Consider the following 25,709-nt stretch of genomic DNA (forward strand, 5'->3'; position numbering starts at 1 on the left):
ACGTGGGGCAGTTGTCATCAACTGATGAGCAAAGGACAGAAGTTTTTGTCAACCCTTATACAGGCAAAATTATCGGTGAGCGTATATCGGATAAAACCCTAATAGGTATGATATTGGAACTGCACTATGCCCTGCTTGCAGGCGAAACCGGAACTATAATTGTTGGCATTGCTGCCTTGCTAATGTGTATCCTCAGCATTACAGGTTTAGTTCTCTGGCCCGGTTGGCGTAAGCTAATTGCAGGCTTCAAAATCAAGCTTGATGCTCATCCCCAAAGGGCGAACTTTGACATTCACAAAGTGGCTGGCATTATCACTGTGGTTTTTTTATTCTTTACTGGCTTTACGGGCTTTTGCTGGAACTTCTACAGCTTTACAGAGCCGATTATCTACGCTGTTACATTCACCCCAAAACCAGCCGAGCTAGTATCCAAGCTAATTCCAGGTAAATCGACCTTAAAACTAACAGAACAACTTAAAATTGCCGATGCTGCCTTACCTGGTGCTGTTACCAAGAGCATTTACTTCCCTGGTAAACCAGAAGATGCTCTACAAATTCGCATGAAGCTACCGCAGGACAGTTCAGATTACGGTAATAGTAATGTTTATCTCGACCAGTACAGTGGTGAGGTTTTGCGAGTTGATAATGGTTTGAAGATGCCATTGGGCTCGCGCGTCCTCAACTCCTTTACTCCCCTACACTACGGTACTTTTGGTGGCTTGCCTACTCGCATTCTCTATGTGTTTGTTGGACTTGCACCACTGATTTTGTTTCTCACTGGCTTTCTAATGTACTTGTATCGGTATTGGACAAAACCTAGTAGACGCGATTCTGCAATGGAACTATCACAGAAGCTTTGAACTTAACTGATAACTGACCACCGCAAATCCATAATCCAAAATTGATATAAGTGCGTACCCTCATTATTGTCTGGCTCGGTCAAATTGTTTCCATCATTGGCAGTGGCATGACCGGATTTGCTTTCACTATCTGGGTGTGGGAACTAACGGGTGAGGCTACGTCTTTAGCTTTGTTTGGTTTCTTCGCACAAGTGCCGCAAATTTTAATTATTCCCATAGCTGGGGTGATTGTAGATCGCTGGAACCGTAAATACTTAATGATGGTTGGTGACACGGTGAGCGGGCTGTTGACCATAACTGTGTTACTGCTTTACATAACTCATAATTTGCAATTATGGCATTTATACTTGGCTGTAGGTGTCAAGGGAACTTTTAACCAATTTCAAGAACTGGCATTTTCGGCATCAGTATCAATGATGGTGCCCAAGCAGCAGTACAGTCGCGCTAGCAGCATCAGCTTTCTGGCAAGTTCCAGTTCTACGATCGTCGCACCAGCATTGGCAGGTGTCCTCTACGCAGTCATTGGTCTTGTGGGCATCTTAATTATCGATATCACTACTTTTGCGATCGCTTTACTCACAGTGCTGCTAATATCTATCCCGCAACCTCCCATAACAAAAGTGGGTACGCGCAGTAGCACAAGCCTGAAGCAGGAACTCTACTTTGGCTGGCGCTATGTTGCCGTACGCCCCAGCCTGCTTGCTATGCTAGTATTGGTGTTGCTGTTCGTTTTTGCCGATAAATTTGCCGATTCACTTGTTACTCCCCTAATTCTGGCACGCACTGGTAATGATACTAAACTATTAGGTGCTGTATATTCGGCAGCAGGGTTGGGCGGCATTATTGGGGCGTTGCTCGTGGGCACTTGGGGTAGTTTCCAGCCCCGAATACATGCAGTACTGCTGGGTATGGTGGGTGCTGGTTTGAGCCAAACAGTGTTTGGTCTGGGGAGAGTACCGTTGATTTGGTTTCCTGCCCAATTTTGTTCATCTCTCAATTTCCCAATAATGGGCAGTGCTCATGACGCTATATGGCTGACCAAGGTAAAACCTGAGTTACAGGGACGTGTTTTCGCAATGCGCTCTATGGTGATGCCGATTAGTTCAGCTTTAGCAAACTTGATAGCTGGACCACTAGCCGATCGTGTTTTTGTACCTGCAATGAAGCCTGATGGTACTCTTGCCCCCATGTTCGGTTGGATATTTGGCACGGGAGGTGGTGCAGGCATAGCACTCCTGTATGTTATTTCTTCACTAGGCATGTTAGTTGTTGGCGGTAGTGGATATGCCTTTCGTGTGTTACGTGACGTAGAAATCATCCTGCCAGATTATGATGCCAGTGCGGAGTAGTCGGTGGCGGGATGTAACAGGAACTTTGAATCGTTGCTCCCGAAAGTGAACATGATTATGCAAGATTCTCTAAGTAATTGTCGTTTCTGCTGTGTTGTTTCTAAAGCTAATGGTGAAGACCCCATTGGCTCGGCACCTACTTACGAACACTGGCTGGCTCTTGAGATGGGACTCCCTTGGACTGAAAAACGTTTCCAGCAAAATCCTGTGCTAAGAAGAGCGATCGCTCTGATTGAAAAGCTGATTTTTGAGCATGGGATCAAGATTCGAGGTCAGTTGCTCGTTCCAGATAGCGAATACTCCCGTCCTGATTATACTCGCGTGCTGTATTACCGCCAACCCGCAAAGCTTTTTGCGAAGTTTGAAAAGCATGAGTTTATCATCCCTGATTCTGAAGTTGGCTCCTTCGTGATGGCGTTATTGGAAACATTGCTTCACTCGCCAACTGTGCTGCCTGATTGGGAGCAGTATCGGCAACAAACCAGTCAGATTCGTGAGTTAATGGTGTGTACTGATGGTAACGTTGACGTTGCTTGTGCCCGGTTTGGTTATCCCATCTATCGTAAGTTGCGCTCTGAGTTTGCTGTCGCTTCTAGCGGACAACTGCGTGTGTGGCGATGCAGCCATTTCGGGGGACACCAGTTCGCACCCACCCTCATTGACTTGCCTTATGGACACTACTGGGGTCATTTGCAACCAGAAATATTGGAACTCCTGGTTTGGCGGAATGGTTCTGTCAAAGGACTATACCCGTTCTACCGAGGTTGGGCTGGCTTATCAAAGTTTGAGCAAATTGTGGAACGAGAGATATGGATGCAAGAAGGCTGGGAGTGGCTCAATTATCACAAATCGGGTCAAGTAATGGCAATGGATGAAGTTAACCAGGACTCGGCTAATATTCGCATTGATTTCACCACGACAGATGGAAGTATGAGGAGCGCTTATGAAGCCAGAGTGGAACTAAGCGGCTTTGTAATGACCGCTTGGAACTCAGCAGATGAGCAACCCTTAGAAGAAGTGAAGCAGTATCGCGTCAGTCGTTTGGTCAAAGTGACGTAGCATTGCGCGGAGTAGACTTTTTCAAAGTGTTTCAATTGTACGTTTGATGCTTTAACAATTAGACCTCTCCAGAAATTAACAATCAACCACTGTTTTATCAGGGTTTCAAACTCATTCTTGGAGATGTCTATTGACTACCAACAAATCATCTGCTTAATAATTCTTTGGAAACATGCTCTCAACAGGACATATAAAAGCGAGGACTGGACAATTTCTTCTAGAAGTTGAATAGTGATTAACTCGCTCAAAACTTATCAAATTCCTTCCAAAACTTTTGGAGTACAGTTATGAACAGTAAAATCGAGTCACTAGGAATGAGCACTGGAAAGGTTATCTATAGTTGTGATGATTGTGAAAATATTCATCGCCTAAAAGTGGCGACAACTATGGATTTATTCAAATCATCTGGGGTTCTTCTTTTTCGAGGATTTGGAGTCACTCACGAGCAAATGAAGACATTCGCAGAACGATTCAGTTCTAGATTCATTCAAGATTACGGTAGACCCCAAGTTGATTCAGATAAGTTTGTCCATTTTGTAGACGCAGGAATGGATAATAGTAGTTTTCATAGAGAACACGGATATTCTCCTTTTTGTCCAGACGTTATCTGGTTTTGCTGTGCTGTACCAGCAGCACAAGGGGGTGAAACTACTTTCTGTGATGGCGTCCGAGTGTGGGAGGAACTGAGTGAAGAAACGAAACAGTTGTTTATTTCCAAAAAACTAAAGTTTTGTTATGAAGTCCAGGCTGATATATTAAGGAGATTTACTGGATTAGATGGTACCATAACTGATATTAAGCAAGTACTGGATAGTCTTGAGGGTGTGAATTACCAGATCAAGGAAAATGAATCGATCTCGATAGAATATATTTGTTCAGCTGTAGTTAAAACTAAATATGGTCATGACGATGCGTTTGCCAACAGCATCTTGACATTGGATTATGGAGAAGCAACTTTGGAAGACGATTCAATTGTGCCTGATGAAATTATCGGCGAAATCGAGAAAGTTACAGACAAGTTGATGGAAAAGATACCGTGGCAAGCTGGCGATTTGGTAATGATTGATAATTCCAGATTCATGCACGGTCGTAAAGAATTTAACGATAATCGACGGCAGATTTTCAGTACCCTAAGTAACTTGAACTTTTAGCTCGACTTTATCCATTTAAGAAAAGTAGCCCAAGGTATCGGTCAAACGTTCCAACAAAGCACGAGGGATTTTTACCATCTAGGTCGGTGGCTGCTATGGCGACTAAAAACCCCCGTGTAGTGGGCTACTTTAGCCCTGAAAACCACGCCCAGCTAAAAAAATTTGTAGAGAAGCAGGGACTGACCGATCGCTTCCGCATTTCATATACTCCAGTTTAGAGCATTGGCGATTTGTCCTGCTAATTCTAGAGGATTGAAGGGTTTAGCGATCGCGCTCGGCATACCCATTTGAGCATAGCGGCGCCTGTCAGAAGTTTGGATCTTTGCTGTTAAAAAAATTACCGGGATTGCTTGAGTCGCCGGATTCGCCTGTAGTTTGCTAAAGGTAGTCATACCATCCATTTCTGGCATCATTACATCCAAAATAATTGCATCAGGTTGGTAAATTTCGGCTTTTTTTATACCTTCCAATCCGGAACCGGCTGTCAGTACTTCCCAGCCTGCTACCGTTTCTAAGCAAATCTTAGCAACTTCTTGGATGTACTCTTCATTATCAACTACCAGAATACGCTTTGTTCCCATTAATATTTTTACCTTAAACAGCACTCTTCGTTAAGAAAATAGTAATTCAGATTCTTGGGACTGAACTACAGGCAAAGCTAAGTAAAAATTACTACCTTCACCCAGCACACTTTCCGCCCAAATACATCCACCATGCTGTTGCACAATGCTTTTGCAAATTGCCAAGCCCAAACCAGTGCCATCATAGTTGCGAGAATCTGAAGAGTCTACCTGTTGAAAGCGCTCAAATATACTTTCAAGTTTATCAGGAGGAATGCCGCGTCCAGTATCTTTCACTCGGATGAGGAGATGGGATGGGGAGAGGGGGAGAGGGGGAGAGGGGGGAGAGGGGGGGGAGGGGGGAGACAAGGGGGATGGGGAGAAAGAATTGTCCCCAAGTCTCCTTGTCTCCTTGTCCCCAAGTCGTCCTCCTTGTCCCCCACGCCCGTCGCCCTTGTCTCCAAGGAGTCTTCCTTGTCCATTTCTCAATTCGGCGCTAAGTTGGATAGTTGCACCGAGGTTGGAGAATTTAATCGCGTTACTTAGTAGGTTAGTTAGGGTTTGGACGATGCGATCGCCATCTACCCAGAGAAGAAGTGATAAGCTAGAAACAGATAAACTAACATTGGCTGCCTCGGCAAGCGGCTGAATTACATTTACTGCTTGTGCGATTAAGTCGGCAATGTTGCAGGTTTGTTTTTCCATCTTCACTTTGCCCGACTCGATGCGCTCGATGTCAAGAATGTCGTTGACTAAGCGTACCAAACGCTCGCTACTATTGACAGCTATTTCTAGCAGACGTTTTCCTTGTTGAGAATCTGACTTAATTAGATCGCTTGCCAGCATTTTTAATGAGCCGTGAATTGAAGTTAGGGGTGTGCGAAGTTCGTGACTAGTCACCGAGACAAACTCATCTTTCATGCGTTCAACTTGCTTGCGATCGCTAATATCTTGCAAGTAAACGGTATATACTGTTTCTTCCCCCAGCTTTAACTTAGAAATCGAAGCTTCCGCCGGAAATTCACTACCATCTTTGCGACAACCATAAATCTCGCGACGTTCTCCCATGCGACGAGCGACTTTTGTAGAGTTGCCAAATTCACTTACATGCTGACGATGTGTTTCAGTATATCGCAACGGTAACAGTAAATCCAAAGGCTGTCCTAGTACTTCTGCTGCCGTGTATCCAAAAATTTTTTCTGCCCCTTGGTTAAATAAGGTAATGCGTTGGCTGCTATCAATCGAAATAATTGCATCATCGGCGATTTCTACAATTCCCGCAAATCGACTTTGAGAGTTTCGCAATGCTTCTTGTGTGCGTTGACGCTCATTAAGTTCTAATTGAAGCTGTTGATTAATTCTAATTAATTCTGCTGTGCGTTCTGCTACGCTTAATTCTAATTCGTCCTTACCTTTACGTAAAGCTTGCTCAGTTTGCTGCCGCTCAAGTGCCGCTGACAAGATGTTTGCGATCGCTTGGACAAAATTCATATCATCTAAACTGAAAGTCTGTTTTTTGCGCGTATAAGCTCCTAAAACGCCATAAATTCGATTCTGTGTGCAAATTGGTACACTTAAGCCGCTCTTAACTTGATGTTGCTGCAAAAAGGAATTACTCTCAGATGTTTCTAAATCTGAAATCATCACAGGAGAGAGTACAACCGCGTCTAAATTGATTATTTCTTGCCCGATTAATTCCGCATCCCAGCCCACCCCAGAGCGTAGCACCCAGGTGTTTTCTTTTGGCAGAAGTTCCGAAATATTACTGTATTCTACTTCCAGATTTTGTGCTACAATCTCCACTGCTTCATTCATCAAGCTAGAAAAATCTTTGCCAGAAAGAGCTGACTGAGCCAACTGAGCAACTGTTGTTTGTTGGCGAATGCGGGTTATATCATTTTTGCTAGCAGCAGCTTCAGCTTGTTGAGTTTGGGCAAGACGCTGCCGTAATTTAATCCTTTCCAGACGATTGATAATGCGAGTGACAAGTTCTGGTCCGACGATTGGCTTGCTTACAAAGTCATCTGCACCGACTGCAAACACCCGATCAATAATATTAGCATCATTATGAACTGTCAAAAATAAAATCGGCAATTCACTCCAACGCGGATCGTTGCGTACTACCTGGCAAATCTCCATACCATTGACATCCGGCATTTCCACATCCAAAATCAGAAAATCTGGCTTTATAGATTCCAAAGTTTCCCAAAAACGTTGCGGATCGTTGAGGGTTGTCACCTTGATTCCCCAAGGAGTCAGCAATACTTGCAACAGCGCACCTATTTTCGGATCGTCGTCTACAGCTAAGACATGAGCTTCTGCATCAGGTGCATGTTGCAATACTTGTGTCACCGCTTGTAGTATCTGTGCAATGGGTAAGGGTTTTTGTAAAAATGTGTGTCCTCCGTGGCGAGCAACTTGCAATCGATGGCTAAAATCGCTTTGTTCGGTAAATACTATCACGCTGACTGGTGGTTTGCGGTCTTTCAACTCCCAAAGTAGCCGCAAGCTGTCTTCTTCAAGTGGGGAAACGCTCGGATCTAATAGTACTGCGCTGGGATGTTCTTGGTATAATTTCTGGATGGCGGTTTGAATATTGGTAGCGATCGCCACTTTGAAATTGAGGCGTGCATCAATTGCAAGTTGGGAAGCGAGCGAGCGATCGCGATCGACTACCAACACCAAAGGGTATTCATCTTCTGGAAGTGAAGAGGAAACAGTCTCATCCTGATTTCGCTCAATTTCCTGACGCAATAGCTCTACCCAACTTTGAAACTGCGTCATTTGGGCTTTAGTCAAAATTTTATCAGTTTTCAGTAGATGCTCAATTTTTCGTGCCAACTTTGAGCCTAGAGGAAAGCCAAAAGTACCTAACGATCCTGCTAAAGTATGAGCTTCTTGAAATGCTTGTTTGCGGAGTTCTTGATTCAAAGCATTGTCACTAGAAGCAGCAGCAGCTTCCTCCAACAAAGTCACCTGTTCACCTATTCGTCCTTTAAATCGGTTCCAAACTGAGGCGATCGCTAATAATGTCTGCTTTGGAGTCGGTGATGAAGGAGGGGGGGAGGGGGAGAGGGGGAGATGGGGAGATGGGGAAGACAAGGGAGAAATTTTTCCTCCTTGTCCCCCTTGTCCCCCCTGTCCCCCTTGTCCCCCTTGTCCCCCCTGTCCCCCTGTCCCCCTGTCCCCTTGTCCCCCCTGTCCCCCTGTCCCCTCCTCCTCTTTCGCTAGCTTCAGACGATAGCCAATTCCATAAACTGTTTCAACCAGATTTCCTGGTGCCCCGACGCTTCTAAGCTTCGTTCGCAATCCTTTAATATGAGTGCGAACGGCTTCTTCACCTGGAGCGTCATTATAAGACCAAAGATGTTCTAAAATCATGCCGCAGCTAAATACGCGGTGACTGTTTCGCAAAAAAAGTTCTAGCAACGCATATTCTTTCGGAGTTAATGATAGCGGTTGTTCGCCATAAGTGACTTCACAACTTGTCGGATCGAGGCGTAAATTATTCCATGACAACACAGGTTGTGACGGAATAACACCGCGACGCAACAGCGCTCGCACCCGTGCAATTAATTCCTCTTGATCGAACGGTTTAACCAGGTAGTCATCGGCGCCTGCATCTAATCCTGTAGCCTTCTCGTGACTGCTATCGCACCCAGTCAACAACATGATTGGCATTTGCAAACCATGAGTTCTAATTTTACGGCAAAGACTAATACCATCTAACTTCGGGAGGATGACATCTAAAAGTATTAAGTCATAATCAAATATTTCCACTAAATCCCAAGCTGTTTCACCATCGGGGGCAGTTTCTACTACATAGTTTTGGTTATTAAGAACAGCGACGAGAGCCTCAGCAACAAACTCGTCATCCTCCACAAGTAATATTTTCATAAAATAAATTTGAGTTATGGTTAATTTAGATGACAATTATTGACAAAACTAATTAAAATGCAACTTTTCCAAAAGTTACTATTAATATTCATCTTAGAAAGATAGTATAGTTTAATAAATATTGTTTGACAAATCGAATAACTGTGTTTACAAATGTTAAAAAAACTATATGGAAATAAAATCAGTTGTCATGGAAATTCCGGAGGGAAGTAACATTATTGTTGGTCAAACCCACTTTATTAAAACAATCGAAGATTTATATGAGATAATGGTGGCAAGTTCGCATTACATTAAATTTGCCATTGCTTTTTGTGAAGCATCTCAATTATGCTTGATTAGATTAGCGGGTAACGATCGCCATCTTCAACAAACAGCAAATATAAACGCATAGCGCGATCGCGCTCCGGACACAGTTTCGTAATTTTACTGAAACAAGCGTATCCAATTAACTTCTTAAATGCCATCAAGCAGTGTCCGGAAGTCTGCAATATATATTGTGCTACAGCAAATACCGTAGAAGTGATTGTCGCAGAAACACAACAGGGACGCGGGATTTTAGGTGTTGTGGATGGATTTTCCCCCAGAGGTGTAGAAAATGCTGATGATGTCAAAGCACGTCATAACTTTTTGCGTAAAATTTGTTACAAATTGTAATATTATCTGTAGAGACGTTCCATTGGAACGTCTCTACCAAGGTGACGGTTTTTTTATTATTGTTATAAAGTTAAATTTTGCGACTTTATTTTAAATAATTCTGTTCATATGCTACTCCTAAATGATTCATCAGCTTCTCTGTGCGGTTAGTTTAATAAAATAGAATTGCTCACAGCTAATTGAAAAATCAAAGCAGACTTGATATTTTAATAAGATAATCTCATAAAAATCGCAGAAATCACGCATGGACTGGATTACCCTACTGCGATCGCTACAGTCAGATTTTATCAAAAGATTACCATCCGGTTGTTTGCTGCATTGTCAAACCGAAGGTCAATATAGTGAATTGACAATAATATCTGGAGAAAGATTAAAATCATTACGAGATTTCTGCTGGTTAATGGCAGAAAAATATAAACGCACTTCACCAGTTAGGGATGTTTTTATCAACAATCTGAAAGGAAAACTGGGTGAAGAAGTAGTCAAAGAACGTTTAGCCGATTATATCACCGAAGTAGATTATGAAAAACGATTCGGCGGTGATGGTAACATTGATTTTACCTTGAGTTGCGATCGCGCGATCGGTATTGAAGTAAAATCGCGTCACGGCAGCATTGATCGAGTTAGATGGTCAGTTAGTTCCGAAGAAGTTGAAAAAAATGCCGTTGTCGTCTGTATTTTGATTCAAGAAGAAGTCAACGAAGCGCAACCAGAATATCACCTTTTTGTCGCTGGGTTTCTTCCCACTCAGATGATTAAGCTGAAAACTGGTAGAATTTCATTTGGGATAGAGCAATTGTTATATGGTGGTGGCTTATTTGGCTATTTAGAACAGTTGCAATTTGCGGAAAATCATCATTTTTCTAAGCAGCAAAAAAATCAGTTTCGACATTATATATATAGTGAAGATTTAACTCAACTTCACGTCAAACAGGGTGATGAATGCTTTCAAAAAAGAGAATATGAAGCGGCTATTAAGAATTATAACGCCGCATTGCAACTTAATCCGCATGATGCTGAAGTTTATTATAAACGTGGTTTAGCTCGTTATTATTTAGTCGATGACGAGAAAGCAATTCAAGACTACAATCAAGCAATAAAAATTAATCCTAAATATGCCAAAGCTTACAATCAACTTGGTTTGGCTCGTTATGAGTTAGGAGATTACGAACAAGCAATTGAAGATTACACGCAAGCGATTAGAATTAATCCCTTTGATGCAGTTGCTTATAGAAATCGTGCTGATGCTCGTTTTCACATAGGAGATAATCAGGGAGCAATTGAGGATTATACTCAAGCAATTAAGATTAATCCTGATTATGTTGATAGTAATGCTCGTTCTGAATTAGAAGATTATGAGCAAGCGATTAAAATAAATCCTGATGATGCGGATGCTTATTATAACCGGGGAAATGCTCGTTTTGATTTAGGCGATCGCGCTGGAGCAATTGAAGATTATACTCAAGCAATTAAGATTAATTACAATTATGGCGATGCTTATTACAACCGTGGTAATGCTCGTTCTGATTTAGGAGATAAGCTGTTAGCAATTGAGGATTTTCAGAAAGCCACAGATTTATATTGGAAAGAAGGAAAGTTAGCGGAACATAAAGATGCACGGGAGAGGATTTTAGAGTTAGAAATAGAGGAATCTTTGGATATTTTAAATTTTTAGTTATGATAGTCCCAGACACTAAAGCAATTTTTTCTAGTCAAATGTTATACGACCTTACCATCCAAAACTATCGTTCTTTCAAAGACTTTCAAATTGACGGTTTGGCGCGGGTTAATCTCATTGTCGGTAGTAATAACAGCGGTAAAACCAGTTTGTTGGAGGCTATCTATTTATTAGTGAATCAAAATAAACCGCAATGTTTAATTGATTTACTAGACAATCGAGGTGAAATTGCTCTTACCAAAGCTTCTACACTTTCAAATAATCGCAACTTAATCAGTCCTACTTATCAAATTAAACATATATTCCACACTCATCAACTTAGCTTTGACCAAACCATTCTGCTTGAATCTCAAAAAGACCGTCCTCTATCACTGCAAATTGAGTTATCCCCAATCAATAGACAAGGGCAATTATTTGAAGATATACAAGACGAGGAATTGTCGGGATTTGAGCTAAGTTTTATATATAAGCCAGATGAACAAATCCGAATACCAGTTTTAGATGATGGTTCTGTGGAAACGCGATTTTTTCGAGTAGCTAAATCTCCTCGACCATCTTTATTTATCACTGCACCACCTTGTGAATATCTGACTACTGATAACATCACATTTAAGAAACTAGCCGAACTTTGGGATGGAATTAATCTTACTCCCAAAGAAGACGAAGTAGTTAGAGCATTACAAATTCTAGAACCAGATGTAGAGCGCATTAGTTTCACTAGCCGTCAAACCTCTAAGAGTGGCATTATTATAAAAATGCGCGGACAGCGCGACCCTATCCCGTTAGGTAGTATGGGTGATGGAATACGTCGTATTTTGACTTTGGCGATGTCTGCCGTAAACGTTGAGAATGGTTTTTTACTAATAGATGAAATTGACACTGGACTTTATTATGAAGTGCAAGCTGATATGTGGCGCTTAATATTGGAAACAGCACAGCGGTTAAATGTGCAGGTTTTTGCAACTACTCATAGTTGGGATTGTGTTTCTGCCTTTCAAGAAGCATTAGGTAATGTGAATAGCGAGATAGGTAAACTATTTCGCTTGGATATGAAGTATGGAAAAATCCGCGCTGTCGAGTATCTAGCTCAGGACTTGAAGATTGCTTTGCAGCAAAATATTGAGGTGCGCTGATGTCGAAAAAAAGCAAGCCTCATCAGCTATTGGTTGAAGGTAAAAATGACAGGCACGTTATTTGGGCTTTGTGCAATCAATATCAACTGCCAGAGACATTTTCTGTAGAAGTACCCGCAGCAGATGCTACAGAAGGTATAGAGGCACTTTTGGATGGATTGCCGTTGAAGTTGAGGGAAAAGAATTTAGAAATATTGGGAATTGTAGTTGATGCAGACCAAGATTTAGGGGCACGATGGCAAGCATTGGGGTATCGATTAAGAATGAGTGGCTACCAAGATATTCCTGATGCACCACCAACTGAAGGTTGGGTTTATACTGCACCAGAGTTACCCAAGGTGGGAGTTTGGCTCATGCCGAACAATCAACTACCTGGAATGTTAGAAGATTTTGTCACCCATCTCATCCCCGCTAATGACAAGCTGCTACCAAAAGCTGAATCAATTTTGCAAGAAATTGAACAGGCTGGCATTAACCCCTATACGTTCATTCATCGCCCTAAAGCACTAATTTATACTTGGTTGGCTTGGCAAGAAAAGCCAGGTATGCCGATGGGACAAGCGATTACAGCAAGGGTATTGCGTTACGACTCGACAAGAGCGATCGCCTTTGTGGAATGGTTAAAACGTCTATTCAATTTATTATGAAATGTGTATAATAAATGAGCAAAAAAGGCATTCACAGGCGGGGAACCTGGGAACGATAATAAACTTAATATCCGCTTGATTTAGGCGATCGCACACTTCGACCCCCATGAAAATAGCCCTACTATCTGCCACAGCGCTTGCCACCACATTTGGATTAGTTTTTGGGACAATGCAAGCCGCATCTGCTTTAAATTGGAACTGGAATTATTCTGGTACTGGCATCGCGGCAAACGGTACTTTCACCACTAATGACACCCCTAACGATTTGGGTTTTTACCTGATTTCGGGAATTACTGGTACACGAAATGGTGAAACAATTACTGGTTTGCAACTTGCCGGGACTCCAGTACCGGGAAACGAACCTTTTAATGTTGACAATTTAATTAGTCTTAATACTCAGCAGTTAACAGGTAACGGTTTTGGGTATTCCACTTCGGGAGGAAACTTTTCTAATCCATTTTTCGCTGATTTTTTGCCGACACCAGGTTATTTAGAGGTTTTTTCTGCGCCGCCAATCATACCAGGTTTTGAAAATTTAGGATTGGAAGATAGTGAGTTACCCATTCGTTTTTCTGCAAGCATAATCACCGTCCCAGAACCCACTTCTATCCCTAGCTTACTCGTCCTCGGCATCGGCGCACTTTCAGCACTTAAACCTAACAAGCTATCCAAATTGACTGACAAGAAGCGCTAGCCGAGGCAAAGCCTCTAAAAAAACATTCCCAGGCTATGCAGCCTGGGAACGAGACAACGAGAAAATAAACTTAATATCCGCCTTCTTCTTCGTATTCTGGCTGTCTTTCTTTAACTTTCTTGGGAATATTTATCGGCTTTGGTGCATCATCCCAAGCGTCGCTGTCTAAATCGTCGTCGTAATCGTCGTAGTCGTCGGTGTATGGCTTGTTGTTGACGGGTTTGGCTTCGTAACTAATGGGTTTTTGATATTTGTCTTTACCCGTCGCTTCACTCCAGTTGTCTTCCTCGTCGTCTTCTTCGTACTGAATTGACTCATACTGCCGCGCTTCCACAGCACGACGCACGGGGACTTCTTCCTCAATATAGTCTTCGTTCCATTCTTCCGCTACCGGTTCGGGTGTGCGAATTTTGGGCTTGGGTGGCTGTAAAGGTACTCCGCTGGGCAGTTGTTTGTCTGGTGTGACTGCGCGAGGCTGATAGTCATAAGCTTCGTCTGCGTCGCGTTCCCAAGGTGCTTTGCCGATACCGAGACGTTCTAGCAAACCGACTGATAACTGATTCACCCTTTCTTCCGCACCTTCAAAGACAATCAATCTGTTAGGACCGGTGCTGACGATTTCTTCAACTGGAAATTCGTAGGTGCTGAGGAATTGATCGGGAATTTGTGGTAATCCCAAAGAAGCGATGACGATTGAGTAAATTTTACCAGTTTCGCCGTTGAATTTGAAGCCTCGCACTCTACCTAATACTTCGCCGGTTTCTGTAATTACTTCCCAGTTAACTAGGTTGCTGTAAAGATCAACTTCTACATCTTCGATTACATCCTCGTTGTCAACTAGGATGGCATCGCCAAATTGATTGATGCTGTTGAGGTACATGTAGCGCGGAATACCCGAAACAGAGATCAGGCTATCTCGCAAACTAAGAGCCACAACCTCTCTTTGGTCTATATCTACCCAAACTTGACTGACGATTCCTAGCCGTTTGGCGTTGTCGCGGGTGATTACCTGGGTGTTTAAAATATCAGAGCGTCTAATTGTTTGTTCAGAGGTCATTCGCTTGCCGAGTCCCGATCTCGAATCCGGTTAATATATACACTATTATTAACAAAAAATCAAGCCGATGTATGGTCTGATGGCAACTTAATGCCTAAAACCTGGGTGTAAGCTCCTCGTGCTTGAGTAACGCCAATTGTGCGTTCGGCTGATTCTATCATCGGACGCCGCAAACTAACAACTATAAATTGTGCTTGTTGCGCCTGTTGCTTAATCATTTTAGCTAATCGTTCTACGTTTGCTCCATCTAGAAACATATCTACTTCATCAAAGGCGTAAAATGGCGATGGGCGATAGCGTTGCAGGGCAAAAATAAAACTCAACGCTGTCAGAGATTTTTCTCCCCCAGACATCGAAGCTAATCGCTGTACGGGTTTACCTTTGGGATGGGCAACTAAATTCAATCCGCTGCTAAACGGATCTTCGGGATCTTCAAGTTGCAGATAGCCGTCACCTTCAGAAAGCGTAGCAAATATTGATTGAAAGTTTTCATTCACCGCGTCAAACGCTTCTTTAAAAGCGCGTTGCCGCAATGTGGTAAAATTTTCTATCCGCAAAAGTAATTCGGTGCGTTCACCTTCTAATGTCTGTAACTTTTCTGTAAGTTCCTGAAGACGGTTTGAAGTGCGTTCGTATTCTTCCAGCGCAAGCATATTCACTGGTTCCATCGCTTGCAGGCGTTTGGCAAGCGATCGCAATTCTTTCTGCAATTCTTCTAAGTCTACTTTATCGGGTACTTCCGGTAAAGGGCTGGGCAATTCTGGGGCTACAATTTGCAGTTGCTCTCTAACTGCGGCTAATTCCTCCGCCCTTGTTTGTTGAGTTTCTTGGAGTTTTTCCAGCTCCCATTGTAATTGTTGCTGACGCAGTAAAGCAGATCGCAATTCTTGTTCTGTGCGATCGCGTTTTTGTTTCTCTTGTCCTAAATTCGCTTCTAGTTCACTCAATTTAGCGCGAGTTTCTTTTATTTGCGTGCTAATTGCTGTGATTTGTGTTGAGACGCGATCTATCGCGTCTCTACATGATGTTTGTTGCGTTTGATACTCGCCAATTCGCTGTTTTCCTTCTTCAATTTTCTCTTGCAAACGCTGCTGCTGATTTTCTAGATTTTTTAATCTTTGTTCGGCTTCTCTTAACGCTGTTTCGCGTTGTTGCAATTGTTGCTCTTGAGTTTTTATCGTCGCCTGAATTTCTTGCCATTCGCTCGGAGTTTGCGACGCTTCCAACTCAGATAAAGCTTGTCGCAATTGTTGCAGTTGATGTTCTTGCCCTGGTAATTCCCGATCCAAGATTTCCAAACGACTTTGAGCAACAGTTAACTTTTCGCTGTTTTGGTCAAGGTGCGATCGCGTTCCTTCTAATTGCGTCGTCAAAGTTTTTATTTCTTTTTGTAACTGCTCTAATTGCAGTTGTTGTTCTCTTTTCGCTTGACGTGCTTCTGTTACCTCTTGCGAAAGTCTTTTACTTCTAACTGAGAGAGTGTTTATCGCTTCACCACAACGTTCTAAAACGCGCTCAATTTCATTTAAGCGACTTTTCAAAGCAATAACTTCATCAGATTCCCCAGCTTCCACCGTACCAAATCGTAAAGCCGATCGCTGCGTGTTACTTCCCCCAGTCATTGCACCGCTAGTTTCCAACAATTCGCCTTGAAGAGTGACAATGCGGTATAATCCTAACTGCTTGCGTGCTTGCTCAATCGAATCAAACACGACCGTATTACCCAAAACGTAGTTGAATATATCTCGATAACGGCGATCGCACTCCACTAAATTCACCGCATAATCGACAAACCCATTCGCATAACGCAGCGTTGCATCTTGAACATATTTAGATGCATTAATTTTATTTAACGGTAAAAAAGTCGCTCTTCCCGCACGCTTTTGTTTTAACAGTTCAATTCCCGCTGCGGCGATGCTATCATCTTCTACCACAATATGTCCCAAACGTCCACCAGCACAAATTTCTAACGCGAGTTGATAGCGCGGTTCGACTTTTCCTAACTGTACAACTAACCCGCATACTCCCGGCATTCCCGATTGTAAAATAACTTTACTTGCTTGAGTTCCTTGTACTTCTTGCTGTGCGGCAACTTGCGCTTCTAACTTATCTAAAGAACGTTGTTTTTCACGTTGTTCAGAAAGTAACCGTTTTTGCGTTTCTTGTTGAATTACCAATTCTTGATCTGTCGCAGTTAAAGTTTGCGCTAAATTTTGAATCGGTTCGCTAGAAGCATTAAATTCTGCTTCTAATCGCGTACATTCAGCTTGCTTTTCTGCTAAGTTCGGTTCATCGCGTTCAATTAACAGACTTTGTTCTTGAATTAGTTCTTGTAATTGATTATTGCGTTCTCTAAGTTGCGCTTGTTCGGTGCGTTGCGGTTCCAAAGATTGCAGCAAAGTATCAATTTGACGATTTAACGCAGTTTGTTGTTGTACCCAAGCTTCACTAGCAGAAGCAATTTCCGCAGCAGCTTCGCGAGAACTTTCCAAACATTGCCGCGCTTCATCTCTTTCTTGCTGTAGTGACGCAATTAATTGCGTCCCCTGATTTTCTTGCCCTGCAAATTCTCCCAAAGAAACTCGATATTGTTGAACCTCTTGCGATTGTTGTTCCAGACGCTTAAGCGTTTCTTGAAAAGCAGCTTCCAACTCACTTTGTTGACGTTGAAGTTGCTTTCTTTCCGCTTCTTGAGTCGCCAAAGTAGATTGTACCGCTAAAACTTCCTCTTCTCCCAACGCCTTTACAAGTCGATTAAGTTCATCTAGTTCAACAGTTTTTTGAGCAATTTGAGAATCAAGCGTTGTTAATTGAGTTGAAATTTCCGTAGAAGTGCGATCGCCTGATTGAATTTGATTCGCTAACCTTTCCTGTTGCGCTTGTAGAGTACGCCATGATAACACAGCTTCCCAAGATTGCTTTTCGAGAAACTCCGTGCGAAGCTTTTGATATTTTTCTGCTTTTGCACGATCTTGAGAAAGGCGATCGCGCTGTGAAGTTAACTCCGTCTCCACAATTCGACAACTATCTTCTTTATCCTTAACTTCGTCTAAAGTACCTTTCGCTTGATTAATCTTGCGATCGAACGACGCTACCCCAGCCAATTCATCAATAATTTCCCGTCGCTCTCGCGCATTCATCGAGATAATGCTGGTAACATCGCCTTGCAGCACCACATTATAACCTTCAGGATAAATCCGCAGGTCATTTAATTGCTCATGTAAATCCGTCAGCGTACAAGCTTCACCATTAATATAGTAATTCGATGTATAAGTACCTTGGTGAGTAACCCTTAACCTGCGGGTCACACTCCAATCTTTTGGGGAGTGGGGAGTGGGGAGTGGGGATTGGGGGAGTGTCTGAGTGTCTGAGTGGGGATTTTCTTCTCCCCCTTCCTCACTTTGCGATGCGTCTTTGCGTGAGAAATCCTCATCCCCCAAATCAAACGTCACCGTCACGCTAGCTTCGATGGTAGAACGTCCTTTCGCAGTTTGAGTATTATTTACCAAATCCGGAAGGCGATCGGCTCGCATTCCCTTAGAACTCGCGAGTCCGAGGCAAAATAGCAGCGCGTCTAGGATATTAGACTTTCCGGAGCCATTTGGACCAGAAATGACAGTAAACTCCGGCAGTAAAGGGACAGAAGTAGTACCGCCGAAGGATTTAAAATTGGTAAGTTCAACGCGCTTGATATGCACCATAAGGCGCTATCTGTCTTGTGCTAACAAGCTACAAGTCTATCAATTAAATCAAGATTCGCAACATTTTGCGAGGGTAAATTAAGAATTATTGCATCGCAGCGGCTTTTTTCTGGCTAGAACGCTCTTCACAAAGCTGTGAAGCTTTTAATTTTATCGTTGAGGGGGAGGGGGAGAAAGTTTGAGGCTATCGCATTGCATCGGCGAAGAATCGCATTGCATCGGCGAAGAATCGCATTGCATCGAGTGACAATGGCATTGCATCGAGTGACAATGGCATTGCATCGAGTGACAATGGCATTGCATCGAGTGACAATGGCATTGCATCGAGTGACAATGGCATTGCATCGGGTGACAATGGCATTGCATCGAGTGACAATGGCATTGCATCGAGTGACAATGGCATTGCATCGGGATGCAAAATTTAAGAAAGCGATCGTATTCATGAAATGCTGTACTAAGCAACTGAAAAGGACTTGATTGCTAATGGCGTTACGCAGAGCAATCCGACTATATCGGCTAAAAATCTATAATTCACGTCTGCTTCTATCCTAGCCTGATTGTAAAATTACATTTAATATGAGAGGAAATTAAGCAATGACTACAACTTTAGACGCTAGAAATCTCAGCTTAAAACAAGTTCGGCAGCTATTCCAATTTGAAGAGCAACTCAATAACTCATTTACATCATTACTATCTCTGGAATCTCTGACAGAGTTTGAACAGCAAGAACTGTTGCAAATCCGAAATATCTTTCAGGAATACTACTCAGAAGGTAAAATATCCGAAGGGCAAATAAAGTTTCTTTTTCTGGCTCCGTTGATGAAGTTAGCGGGCTTTTATCATCCGAGGATTAAAATAACTTTAGAAGAAAATATTGCTGATATATCCGTTGAAGATGAAGATACAATCGTCAAAGGACGGATGGATATTTTAGCAGTCAATAAGACTGAAGGAAGAACCACGACTACACCATTTTGGATATTGGTAATCGAAGCTAAAAATAGTAGCCTTAATGCTTTTGATGGTTTACCTCAATTGCTCGCTTATGCTTATAAAGGCATAGAACAACAAACATCAGCTTGGGGATTAACTACTAACGGTATGGATTATCAGTTTGTCTACATCCAGCAAGGAAATCCACCAATTTATCAATTACTGCCCAAACTAGATATTACTCGTGTAGAATCTTCAATGGAACTACTGCAAGTATTGAAAGCAATTTGCAAGCTATATAACGTTATTGAATCAGTTCGTTGGTAGATAGCGATCGCATTTACAATTTGAAATCTTTCAGTTAGCACTAAGTGAAAAGACAGCGCCAACTAAAATATTACCACATTAATCTTGATAGTCGCTTACGCCTTCGTTTGAATCAGAACATAAGCGAAACTGATGACAAGTTTTAAGAGCGACGGATAAAGCGTCCAATCGCAGCTGCACTACGCAAAGCAATTTTTTTCTGGGTGTATTGCGCTGGAGAATATAGTTGAATTGGTGTTTGAGTGTGTAGCCAATATGCTTTGTCTGTCATAGTTGGAGGTACACCTTCCAAAGCTTTAAAAATCAATTGTTTGCGCCACGGTTTTATTTGCGCTCCTGATGCATGTGACATAATACCGACACTGGCACCACCAAAATCCATTCCCATTCGACTAACAGTGCTTAGTGGTTCACAAGTCAACATCAGCGCTAAATTAAGGATACATTGATCGCTTTGGAAATAGGGATAACGCCCTAAAGAAAGATTGAAATTACTGAGATTGATGTATCCTGCTGCTTCAAAGGTTTCTAGTAATTGCTGCCACAGCGAAAGTATCGACTTCTGGTTTTGCCTCACTCCAATAAAGCCAGAATTGTAGTATCGGTCTGTTTCGCGATCGCATACATAATTATAGCCTTCAGCAAGTTCTTTCCAGGCTAATCGATTAGGATGATTAACGGGCATATAGTCGTAAGCATCCTCACATAAGCTAATTCCGCGACTTACCCACTGTTCGTAGAAATCCCAGCAACTTTTGTTGACAATATCAGGATCGAAATAAAATAATGCTTCAACTTCTGGGCAATAACTTTCCCAAAGTTTCAGCATAAAATCGGGTTTGTAATTAGACAAAAACTTTGGGGTATTTAGCTCAATGAATCGAATTACACAATCGGACGCTAGAGAAAACTCTTGATAACCTCGATCGCTTTTAAGAGGTTTAGCCCAAGGTGGCAAAGTTCCCCGATACCCTACCCAAACTACACCGCGAAAACCATGATTATAAAGAGAGTTGGCTAAAACTCCCACGCCATAGTGATAGTCACCTTCAAATAAAGTACAAACAGCTGTAAGCATAGACACTATCCACTTATATGTACCTGATGTGCAAATAATTTTCTCAGTGAGACCTGTTCAAAGCATTGTTGAGAGATTCGCCGAACAGCCTCGCTACTTATGCTAGATCATAAATTAATTTTCGGCGACAATCTGCGGGTAGATCATAGGTTATTTATCAATTAAATCTGAAGTTCGTACAAGGCGATCGCTTCATCTTTACCCTTCACCTTGACTGCATTATCTATTAATCTCAACGCGAATAATTCTGGGTATTGCAAACTACTCACCACCGATTCTGTTATTAAAATTCCACACTTATACTGCTTAGTTAGTCCTTCAATGCGCGAGGCGATATTTACTGCATCACCCACTACCGTAGAATCAATGCGACAAGCAAAACCGATTGTGCCCATGACTACTTCGCCGCGATGAATGCCAATTCCCACAGCGATTTTTGCTAAACTGTTTTGCGTTCGCCCTTGGCGCTGCGAAGCAGTTCGCTCATAATTAAACTTTAACAGCGCCTGCTGCATTAAGGAAGCCGCCTTAAGTGCCCCATCTGTAGCTTCATCATCAAACAGTGCCATAATCGCATCACCAATATACTTATCAATAAAGCCGCCGGCTTCATCATCTATCGCTTTTGCCATACAAGCCAAGTAGTCATTTAAAAACGCATACGTTCGACTCTTTAAAACTGCCAAGAAACAGTTCCTTGAACTGTAAAAGGCTGTCCGTAGTAAACACGATTAGAATTAAGCGCACTTTCAAAATAGTCTACGTCAAATAGATTTTTGAAGTTGAGTGCAACTCGGAATCTATCTCGGTTATAGAAAATAGCTGCATCAGTGCGAACATAACTAGGCACATCATAATTATTGTCCAAATCTCCAGCGCGATCGCCTACAAAAAACAAGCCGAATCCAGCCCCTAAACCTTGTAAATTACCTTGTTGAATTTCGTAGCTTGTCCACAAGTTAAAAGAATGGTCTGCGGTATTTGGTAAGCGATTTCCAGGTGTAAAAGTATTATCCTCAGTAATGCGTGCATCAATATAAGCATAGCCAGCATAAATATTCCATCCCGGCAAAATTTCACCTGCAATATTCAGTTCAATACCTTGGCTATTTTGCTCACCTACTTGGATTTGAAAACCTTGACGATTGGGGTCTGCTGTAGAGACATTAGTACGGGTTAAATCAAACAATGCCAGCGTTGCCGATAGGCGATCGTTCAAATCTGCCTTTACCCCAACCTCATACTGATTACCGCGTTCTGACTCCAAGGTAGAGTCAACACCGAAAAAGAATGTACCGCCTGGTGGAGTAAATGAACTTGTGTAACTTGCATAGAGTGAGATGGCAGGTATGGGTTGATAGACAATCCCAAAACGAGGACTGAATGCACTATCTGACCCACTGCTTTCTGTGTTAGTGATGAACTCTTCGTATTTGCGATCAAAAGTATCAAACCGCACACCTAACAACAACTTTAAGCCATCTGTCAGTGTAACTTGGTCTTGAAGATAAATTCCTAGCGAGTTGGTGAGCGCGCGATCGCTACTTTCAAAAGTGACGGCAGCTCCCGGTATTTTTGCTTGACCATAAACAGGATTAAAGATATCAATCGGGTTCGCTTCCCGTTCAGCATATATTGGTGACAAGTTTTCTAAACTATTAAAATCAACTCCAAATAGTAGCTGATGCTGAATTGAACCAGTGGAGAACTTGCCAACCACATTTGCGGTCAGAGCATAATTTGTATTTTCAAGCTCGTATTCTCGATCTACACGATTAAAAGTTCGATTGTCTGCATCCAATCTTCCGGGAAGCGTAAGTAGGTCAGTGTAATCACGATACGTAAACCGAAACGCATTGCGTAATGACCAGTTATCGCTTAACTTGTGTTCTAGTTGGTATCCAAGCCTTATAGTTTTCTGTTCAATAACATCAGAAGGTTCACCAAAGTTGCGGTTACGGGACACTTCGCCATTGGGGTTAGATAATACACTACCAATGACAGGTACACCAGAGGCATAAGAATCTCTTGTATAGATGTATTCTCCCTCTAAAGTTAGGTTAGTTCTCTCGCCAATAGCCACACTGACAACAGGCGATATATTAAAGTGTTCACCATTATAGAAATCAACAAAACTACCTGAATTTCTGTAGGCTGTATTGAGGCGATATAAAACTGTCTTCGAGTCATTTAACGGACCTGATAAATCAATCGCACCTCGATAATAACTATAAGTTCCAACGGTTGCGTCAATAGCATAAAAAGGTTCGCTTAAGGGACGTTTAGATACTAGGTTGATACTTCCCCCTGGATTACCTAAACCAAATAGCACTGATGCAGGGCCTTTGAGAACTTCGACTCGATCAATACTGGAAAGTTCACTCGTTTCTCCAGCTAAAAAGTCAAGTAGCCCATCTCTGAGGAGATTTGTTGCTGTTGCCTCGAATCCGCGAATGGTATAACTGGTAAGTGGGCCAAAGTTAAAGTTCTGATTAACACCAGGGACATTTCTAAGCGCATCTTCTATGCGAGTCACCTGTTGGTCGCGCAACACTTCTTGAGGCACTACCTGAATTGATTGAGGGATATCACGCAAAGGTGTATCGGTTCTTGTCCCAGTTGAGGTATTCGGTACGCGATACCCATCTTGCTCTCCCGTCACCACCAACTCAATTGGCTCATCCTGCTGCGATAATGGTGGTTCCTCTTGCGGTGTCTCAGTTGTTGGCTTTTCTTGAGCTTGTGGTGTTTGAGGTTGCTGTGGTGGCTGCGTCGCTGTTGCAGCAGAATTTATCCCAAAAACCAACCCGGCATTATCATCAAATAACTCAACCGTCGGCAAAGCCTTTTCACCTACCACCGTCACCCGCACAGTATTTGCATCAACATTCGTAACCGTTATTTCAGTAATTTCCGCAAGTGGTTTCTCTGAACGGAAGGTGAAACCATTCCCATTGGGTAAACGCAACTGAGCATTAGGAATATCGGCAATAAAATTATTACCTGTACTGCGATTTGTAACTTGCAGTTGTTGCCCAATTGTCTCTAAAATTACCTCCACACCTTTGTCTGTAGGATTTGCCTTCACTCCCGTTATTGAGATGACTGGGGTAGTGGTTGGTTGTTGAGCAAACAAATCTGCTACACGAGTTGAAACCTTCTCTAAATCTCTCACCCAACGGATGGAAGGTTTCTCATCTTGTATTTGTATAGAGGCTAAAGTAGTTTTTGTTTCCTTTTTTGCCAGGATAGGAGATTTCGCCCACACCGCTTCCATACCTAGAACACAAAATACACTCGTTAAAAAAAGCGATGTCTGCCGACAAGCTGCTACGCATCTACGCTGCCACAAATTCAACATTGCTCACACCAAACTTGAAAGTAATTCTCAAGAACATTACTTGAATCTCTAGTATGATGTGAAGGCTTTTTTATCCCTAGACGGATTTTTTTTTATCGCTAGAGGGATTTTTTTTGCTGCATTTGATATTCCTTGGGACAAAACCCGAATTTTTTCCTGAAGGCGGTAGTAAAATAACTGTGACTGATAAACCCCACAATGTTAGCAATTTCTGACACTCTCATATCTCCATTTACTAGGAGTTGACGCGCTTGTTCTAAGCGATAGTCATGTAAATAACTAAAAGCTGTTGTACCAAATACCTGACGAAACCCTTGTTTGAGAAGATAATCGTTTAAACCTACTGCCCTTGACAATTCCATAAACGAAGGCGGATTACTCAATCGTTTCAGCAGAATATCTCTGGCATGGTAAATTCTTTCTACTACATCCGGCTTCAAAGTGTGAAGCTTATTACCATCGTTGATTTCTATCTCCTGTGCAACCAACATTCCCATCAACTCTAAAGCTTTTCCTTCCAAATACAGCCGCTTGGCAATTCCCTGATAAGGACACTTTAAAATTTGCCGTGCAGCAGTCTGCATAGCAGGTGTGGCAGTTCCACAACGGCAGTAATATGTTTGATGAGATTGCCGAATCCACGGTTGCAATGCCTGGGGTAATTGTCCATCTTGATTGGCAGCAAAAGAATATAGTGATTCCGCCTGCATCAGGATATTCACTTCCAGAAAGGAGTTTTTATCCGAACAATCACTTGTTTGCTTGGGATCTAGTCCACTTCCCACGAAACTGTACTCGCCTGCACCAACAGTTCTGTATTTATCGTAGTGTTCTCCAGAAAAATGAAAGTGATACTCTAACCAATCATTTTCCTGTTCTGGGTGTGTTGTAATCATGCGATCGCGCATTTGCAAGTTGCCAATTATCAACTCCAACCCTTGGCGCAACTGAATTACCCGCCAGTAACCTTGTCCCAACCGTCGCGGATATTTGTACACCACGTCCAACACATCATCTGGATCTGGGTGTTGGGAACGTTCCACCGTCTCCTGAAATAGCTCATCAAAGGCTTGCTGGGAAAGGGTGATTGTCATAGCGATATTGAGATAAAAACTTTAACTTTTAATAAGAAATTATCTCATAAAAGCCAAAATTACATCGCACTCACGGACTTCACAACTACTCAACCGAACTAGGTTAGCCGGATCGTCTGACTCGGCTTTTGTTTGAGGGCATTAGCTGCGACAATTTGAGCATTGCGATCGCTTGCTTCAAAACGCCTGGGTTTTAATTGAGCATCGGTTGGATTGGTTGTACATCCTCCCAAGCAAACAAACAACGTCGTCAAAATTAATTTTTCTAAATCTCGATTCCAGCGCATTGACTCGATACTTTTTTTACAGGTTTACAGCCTCGCACCGTATTACTGTTTTACACCGCGATCGCAATTCGTCTAGGTTCATTCTCGCAAAACCCCTACGCTAAAACGCCGACATTACGGGACAGCCAAGTTTAATAGATCCAAGGGCACAAGAGCGACTATCAAAGGATGAAGGAACCGTCTCCGTTT

At 42.4% G+C, this 25,709-nt stretch carries 18 protein-coding genes and 2 pseudogenes; 11 read left to right on the forward strand and 9 right to left on the reverse strand.

Annotated elements, in window-relative coordinates:
* The 4 genes from PI95_RS27320 to PI95_RS27335 all read left to right on the forward strand — a co-directional run.
* Nucleotides 1-860, forward strand: an 860-nt coding sequence (locus tag PI95_RS27320) for a PepSY-associated TM helix domain-containing protein (RefSeq protein WP_163519237.1), incomplete at its 5' end; no start/stop codon positions are given.
* Between the two features lie 50 nt (nt 861-910).
* Nucleotides 911-2,209: an MFS transporter gene (locus PI95_RS27325; protein WP_039737055.1), complete on the forward strand. Its 1,299-nt coding sequence runs from the start codon at nt 911-913 to the stop codon at nt 2,207-2,209.
* A 51-nt stretch (nt 2,210-2,260) separates the two neighbouring features.
* Entirely contained in the window at nt 2,261-3,268 is a 1,008-nt protein-coding gene (locus PI95_RS27330; protein WP_039737056.1) for a ferredoxin family protein, read from the forward strand.
* Between the two features lie 314 nt (nt 3,269-3,582).
* Nucleotides 3,583-4,419 (forward strand): TauD/TfdA family dioxygenase, encoded by an 837-nt coding sequence (locus tag PI95_RS27335; protein WP_236117212.1) that lies wholly within the window; start codon nt 3,583-3,585, stop codon nt 4,417-4,419.
* Between the two features lie 200 nt (nt 4,420-4,619).
* Here PI95_RS27335 and PI95_RS27340 read toward each other — a convergent pair whose 3' ends face one another.
* Nucleotides 4,620-5,000 (reverse strand): response regulator, encoded by a 381-nt coding sequence (locus PI95_RS27340; RefSeq protein ID WP_039737058.1) that lies wholly within the window; start codon nt 4,998-5,000, stop codon nt 4,620-4,622.
* A gap of 30 nt (nt 5,001-5,030) precedes the next feature.
* Nucleotides 5,031-8,876 carry a response regulator gene (locus PI95_RS27345; RefSeq protein WP_039737059.1) on the reverse strand — a complete coding sequence of 1,282 codons (3,846 nt, stop codon included), beginning with the start codon at nt 8,874-8,876 and terminating at the stop codon, nt 5,031-5,033.
* A gap of 169 nt (nt 8,877-9,045) precedes the next feature.
* Between PI95_RS27345 and PI95_RS27350 the strand changes: the two are divergent.
* From PI95_RS27350 to PI95_RS27370, 5 genes and pseudogenes are all read left to right on the forward strand, one after another.
* Nucleotides 9,046-9,530, forward strand: a pseudogene (locus PI95_RS27350) (adenosine-specific kinase).
* 244 nt (nt 9,531-9,774) lie between these two features.
* Nucleotides 9,775-11,205, forward strand: coding sequence for a tetratricopeptide repeat protein (locus PI95_RS27355; RefSeq protein ID WP_039737060.1), 1,431 nt, complete (start codon nt 9,775-9,777; stop codon nt 11,203-11,205).
* A 41-nt stretch (nt 11,206-11,246) separates the two neighbouring features.
* Entirely contained in the window at nt 11,247-12,341 is a 1,095-nt protein-coding gene (locus tag PI95_RS27360) for an AAA family ATPase (protein ID WP_039738143.1), read from the forward strand.
* Entirely contained in the window at nt 12,341-12,988 is a 648-nt protein-coding gene (locus PI95_RS27365; RefSeq protein WP_039737061.1) for a DUF3226 domain-containing protein, read from the forward strand. The genes PI95_RS27360 and PI95_RS27365 overlap by 1 nt, the downstream gene beginning before the upstream one ends.
* 106 nt (nt 12,989-13,094) lie before the next feature.
* On the forward strand, nt 13,095-13,682 hold the full coding sequence (locus PI95_RS27370) for a PEP-CTERM sorting domain-containing protein (RefSeq protein WP_039737063.1): 588 nt from the start codon (nt 13,095-13,097) through the stop codon (nt 13,680-13,682).
* 70 nt (nt 13,683-13,752) lie between these two features.
* Here the strand turns inward: PI95_RS27370 and PI95_RS27375 are convergent, their stop codons facing one another.
* A complete protein-coding gene (locus PI95_RS27375; protein ID WP_039737064.1) occupies nt 13,753-14,739 on the reverse strand; it encodes a PRC-barrel domain-containing protein in 987 nt (328 codons plus the stop codon).
* Nucleotides 14,740-14,798: 59 nt separating this feature from the next.
* Entirely contained in the window at nt 14,799-18,440 is a 3,642-nt protein-coding gene (gene smc / locus PI95_RS27380; RefSeq protein ID WP_039737067.1) for a chromosome segregation protein SMC, read from the reverse strand.
* A 135-nt stretch (nt 18,441-18,575) separates the two neighbouring features.
* On the opposite strand from smc, the gene PI95_RS27385 reads away from it, so the two are divergent.
* Both PI95_RS27385 and PI95_RS27390 read left to right on the forward strand, forming a co-directional pair.
* Nucleotides 18,576-18,917 (forward strand): hypothetical protein, encoded by a 342-nt coding sequence (locus PI95_RS27385; protein WP_163519238.1) that lies wholly within the window; start codon nt 18,576-18,578, stop codon nt 18,915-18,917.
* Nucleotides 18,918-19,034: 117 nt separating this feature from the next.
* Nucleotides 19,035-19,700 carry a hypothetical protein gene (locus tag PI95_RS27390; RefSeq protein WP_039737069.1) on the forward strand — a complete coding sequence of 222 codons (666 nt, stop codon included), beginning with the start codon at nt 19,035-19,037 and terminating at the stop codon, nt 19,698-19,700.
* A gap of 142 nt (nt 19,701-19,842) precedes the next feature.
* Here PI95_RS27390 and PI95_RS27395 read toward each other — a convergent pair whose 3' ends face one another.
* From PI95_RS27395 to PI95_RS27415, 5 genes and pseudogenes are all read right to left on the reverse strand, one after another.
* Entirely contained in the window at nt 19,843-20,778 is a 936-nt protein-coding gene (locus PI95_RS27395) for a hypothetical protein (RefSeq protein WP_039737070.1), read from the reverse strand.
* A 161-nt stretch (nt 20,779-20,939) separates the two neighbouring features.
* A pseudogene (locus PI95_RS27400) lies at nt 20,940-21,440 on the reverse strand (adenylate/guanylate cyclase domain-containing protein); the annotation flags it as partial.
* A gap of 11 nt (nt 21,441-21,451) precedes the next feature.
* Nucleotides 21,452-24,139, reverse strand: a complete 2,688-nt coding sequence (locus PI95_RS27405; protein ID WP_039737072.1) for a TonB-dependent receptor — start codon at nt 24,137-24,139, stop codon at nt 21,452-21,454.
* A 98-nt stretch (nt 24,140-24,237) separates the two neighbouring features.
* The gene (locus PI95_RS27410; RefSeq protein WP_039737073.1) at nt 24,238-25,233 is read right to left on the reverse strand and encodes a helix-turn-helix transcriptional regulator; all 996 of its coding nucleotides are present in this window, start codon (nt 25,231-25,233) and stop codon (nt 24,238-24,240) included.
* Nucleotides 25,234-25,331: 98 nt separating this feature from the next.
* Entirely contained in the window at nt 25,332-25,520 is a 189-nt protein-coding gene (locus PI95_RS27415; RefSeq protein WP_039737074.1) for a hypothetical protein, read from the reverse strand.
* Nucleotides 25,521-25,709: the final 189 nt, after the last annotated feature.

This window comes from Hassallia byssoidea VB512170, from assembly GCF_000817785.2.
Taxonomy (GTDB): domain Bacteria; phylum Cyanobacteriota; class Cyanobacteriia; order Cyanobacteriales; family Nostocaceae; genus Hassallia; species Hassallia carrinoi.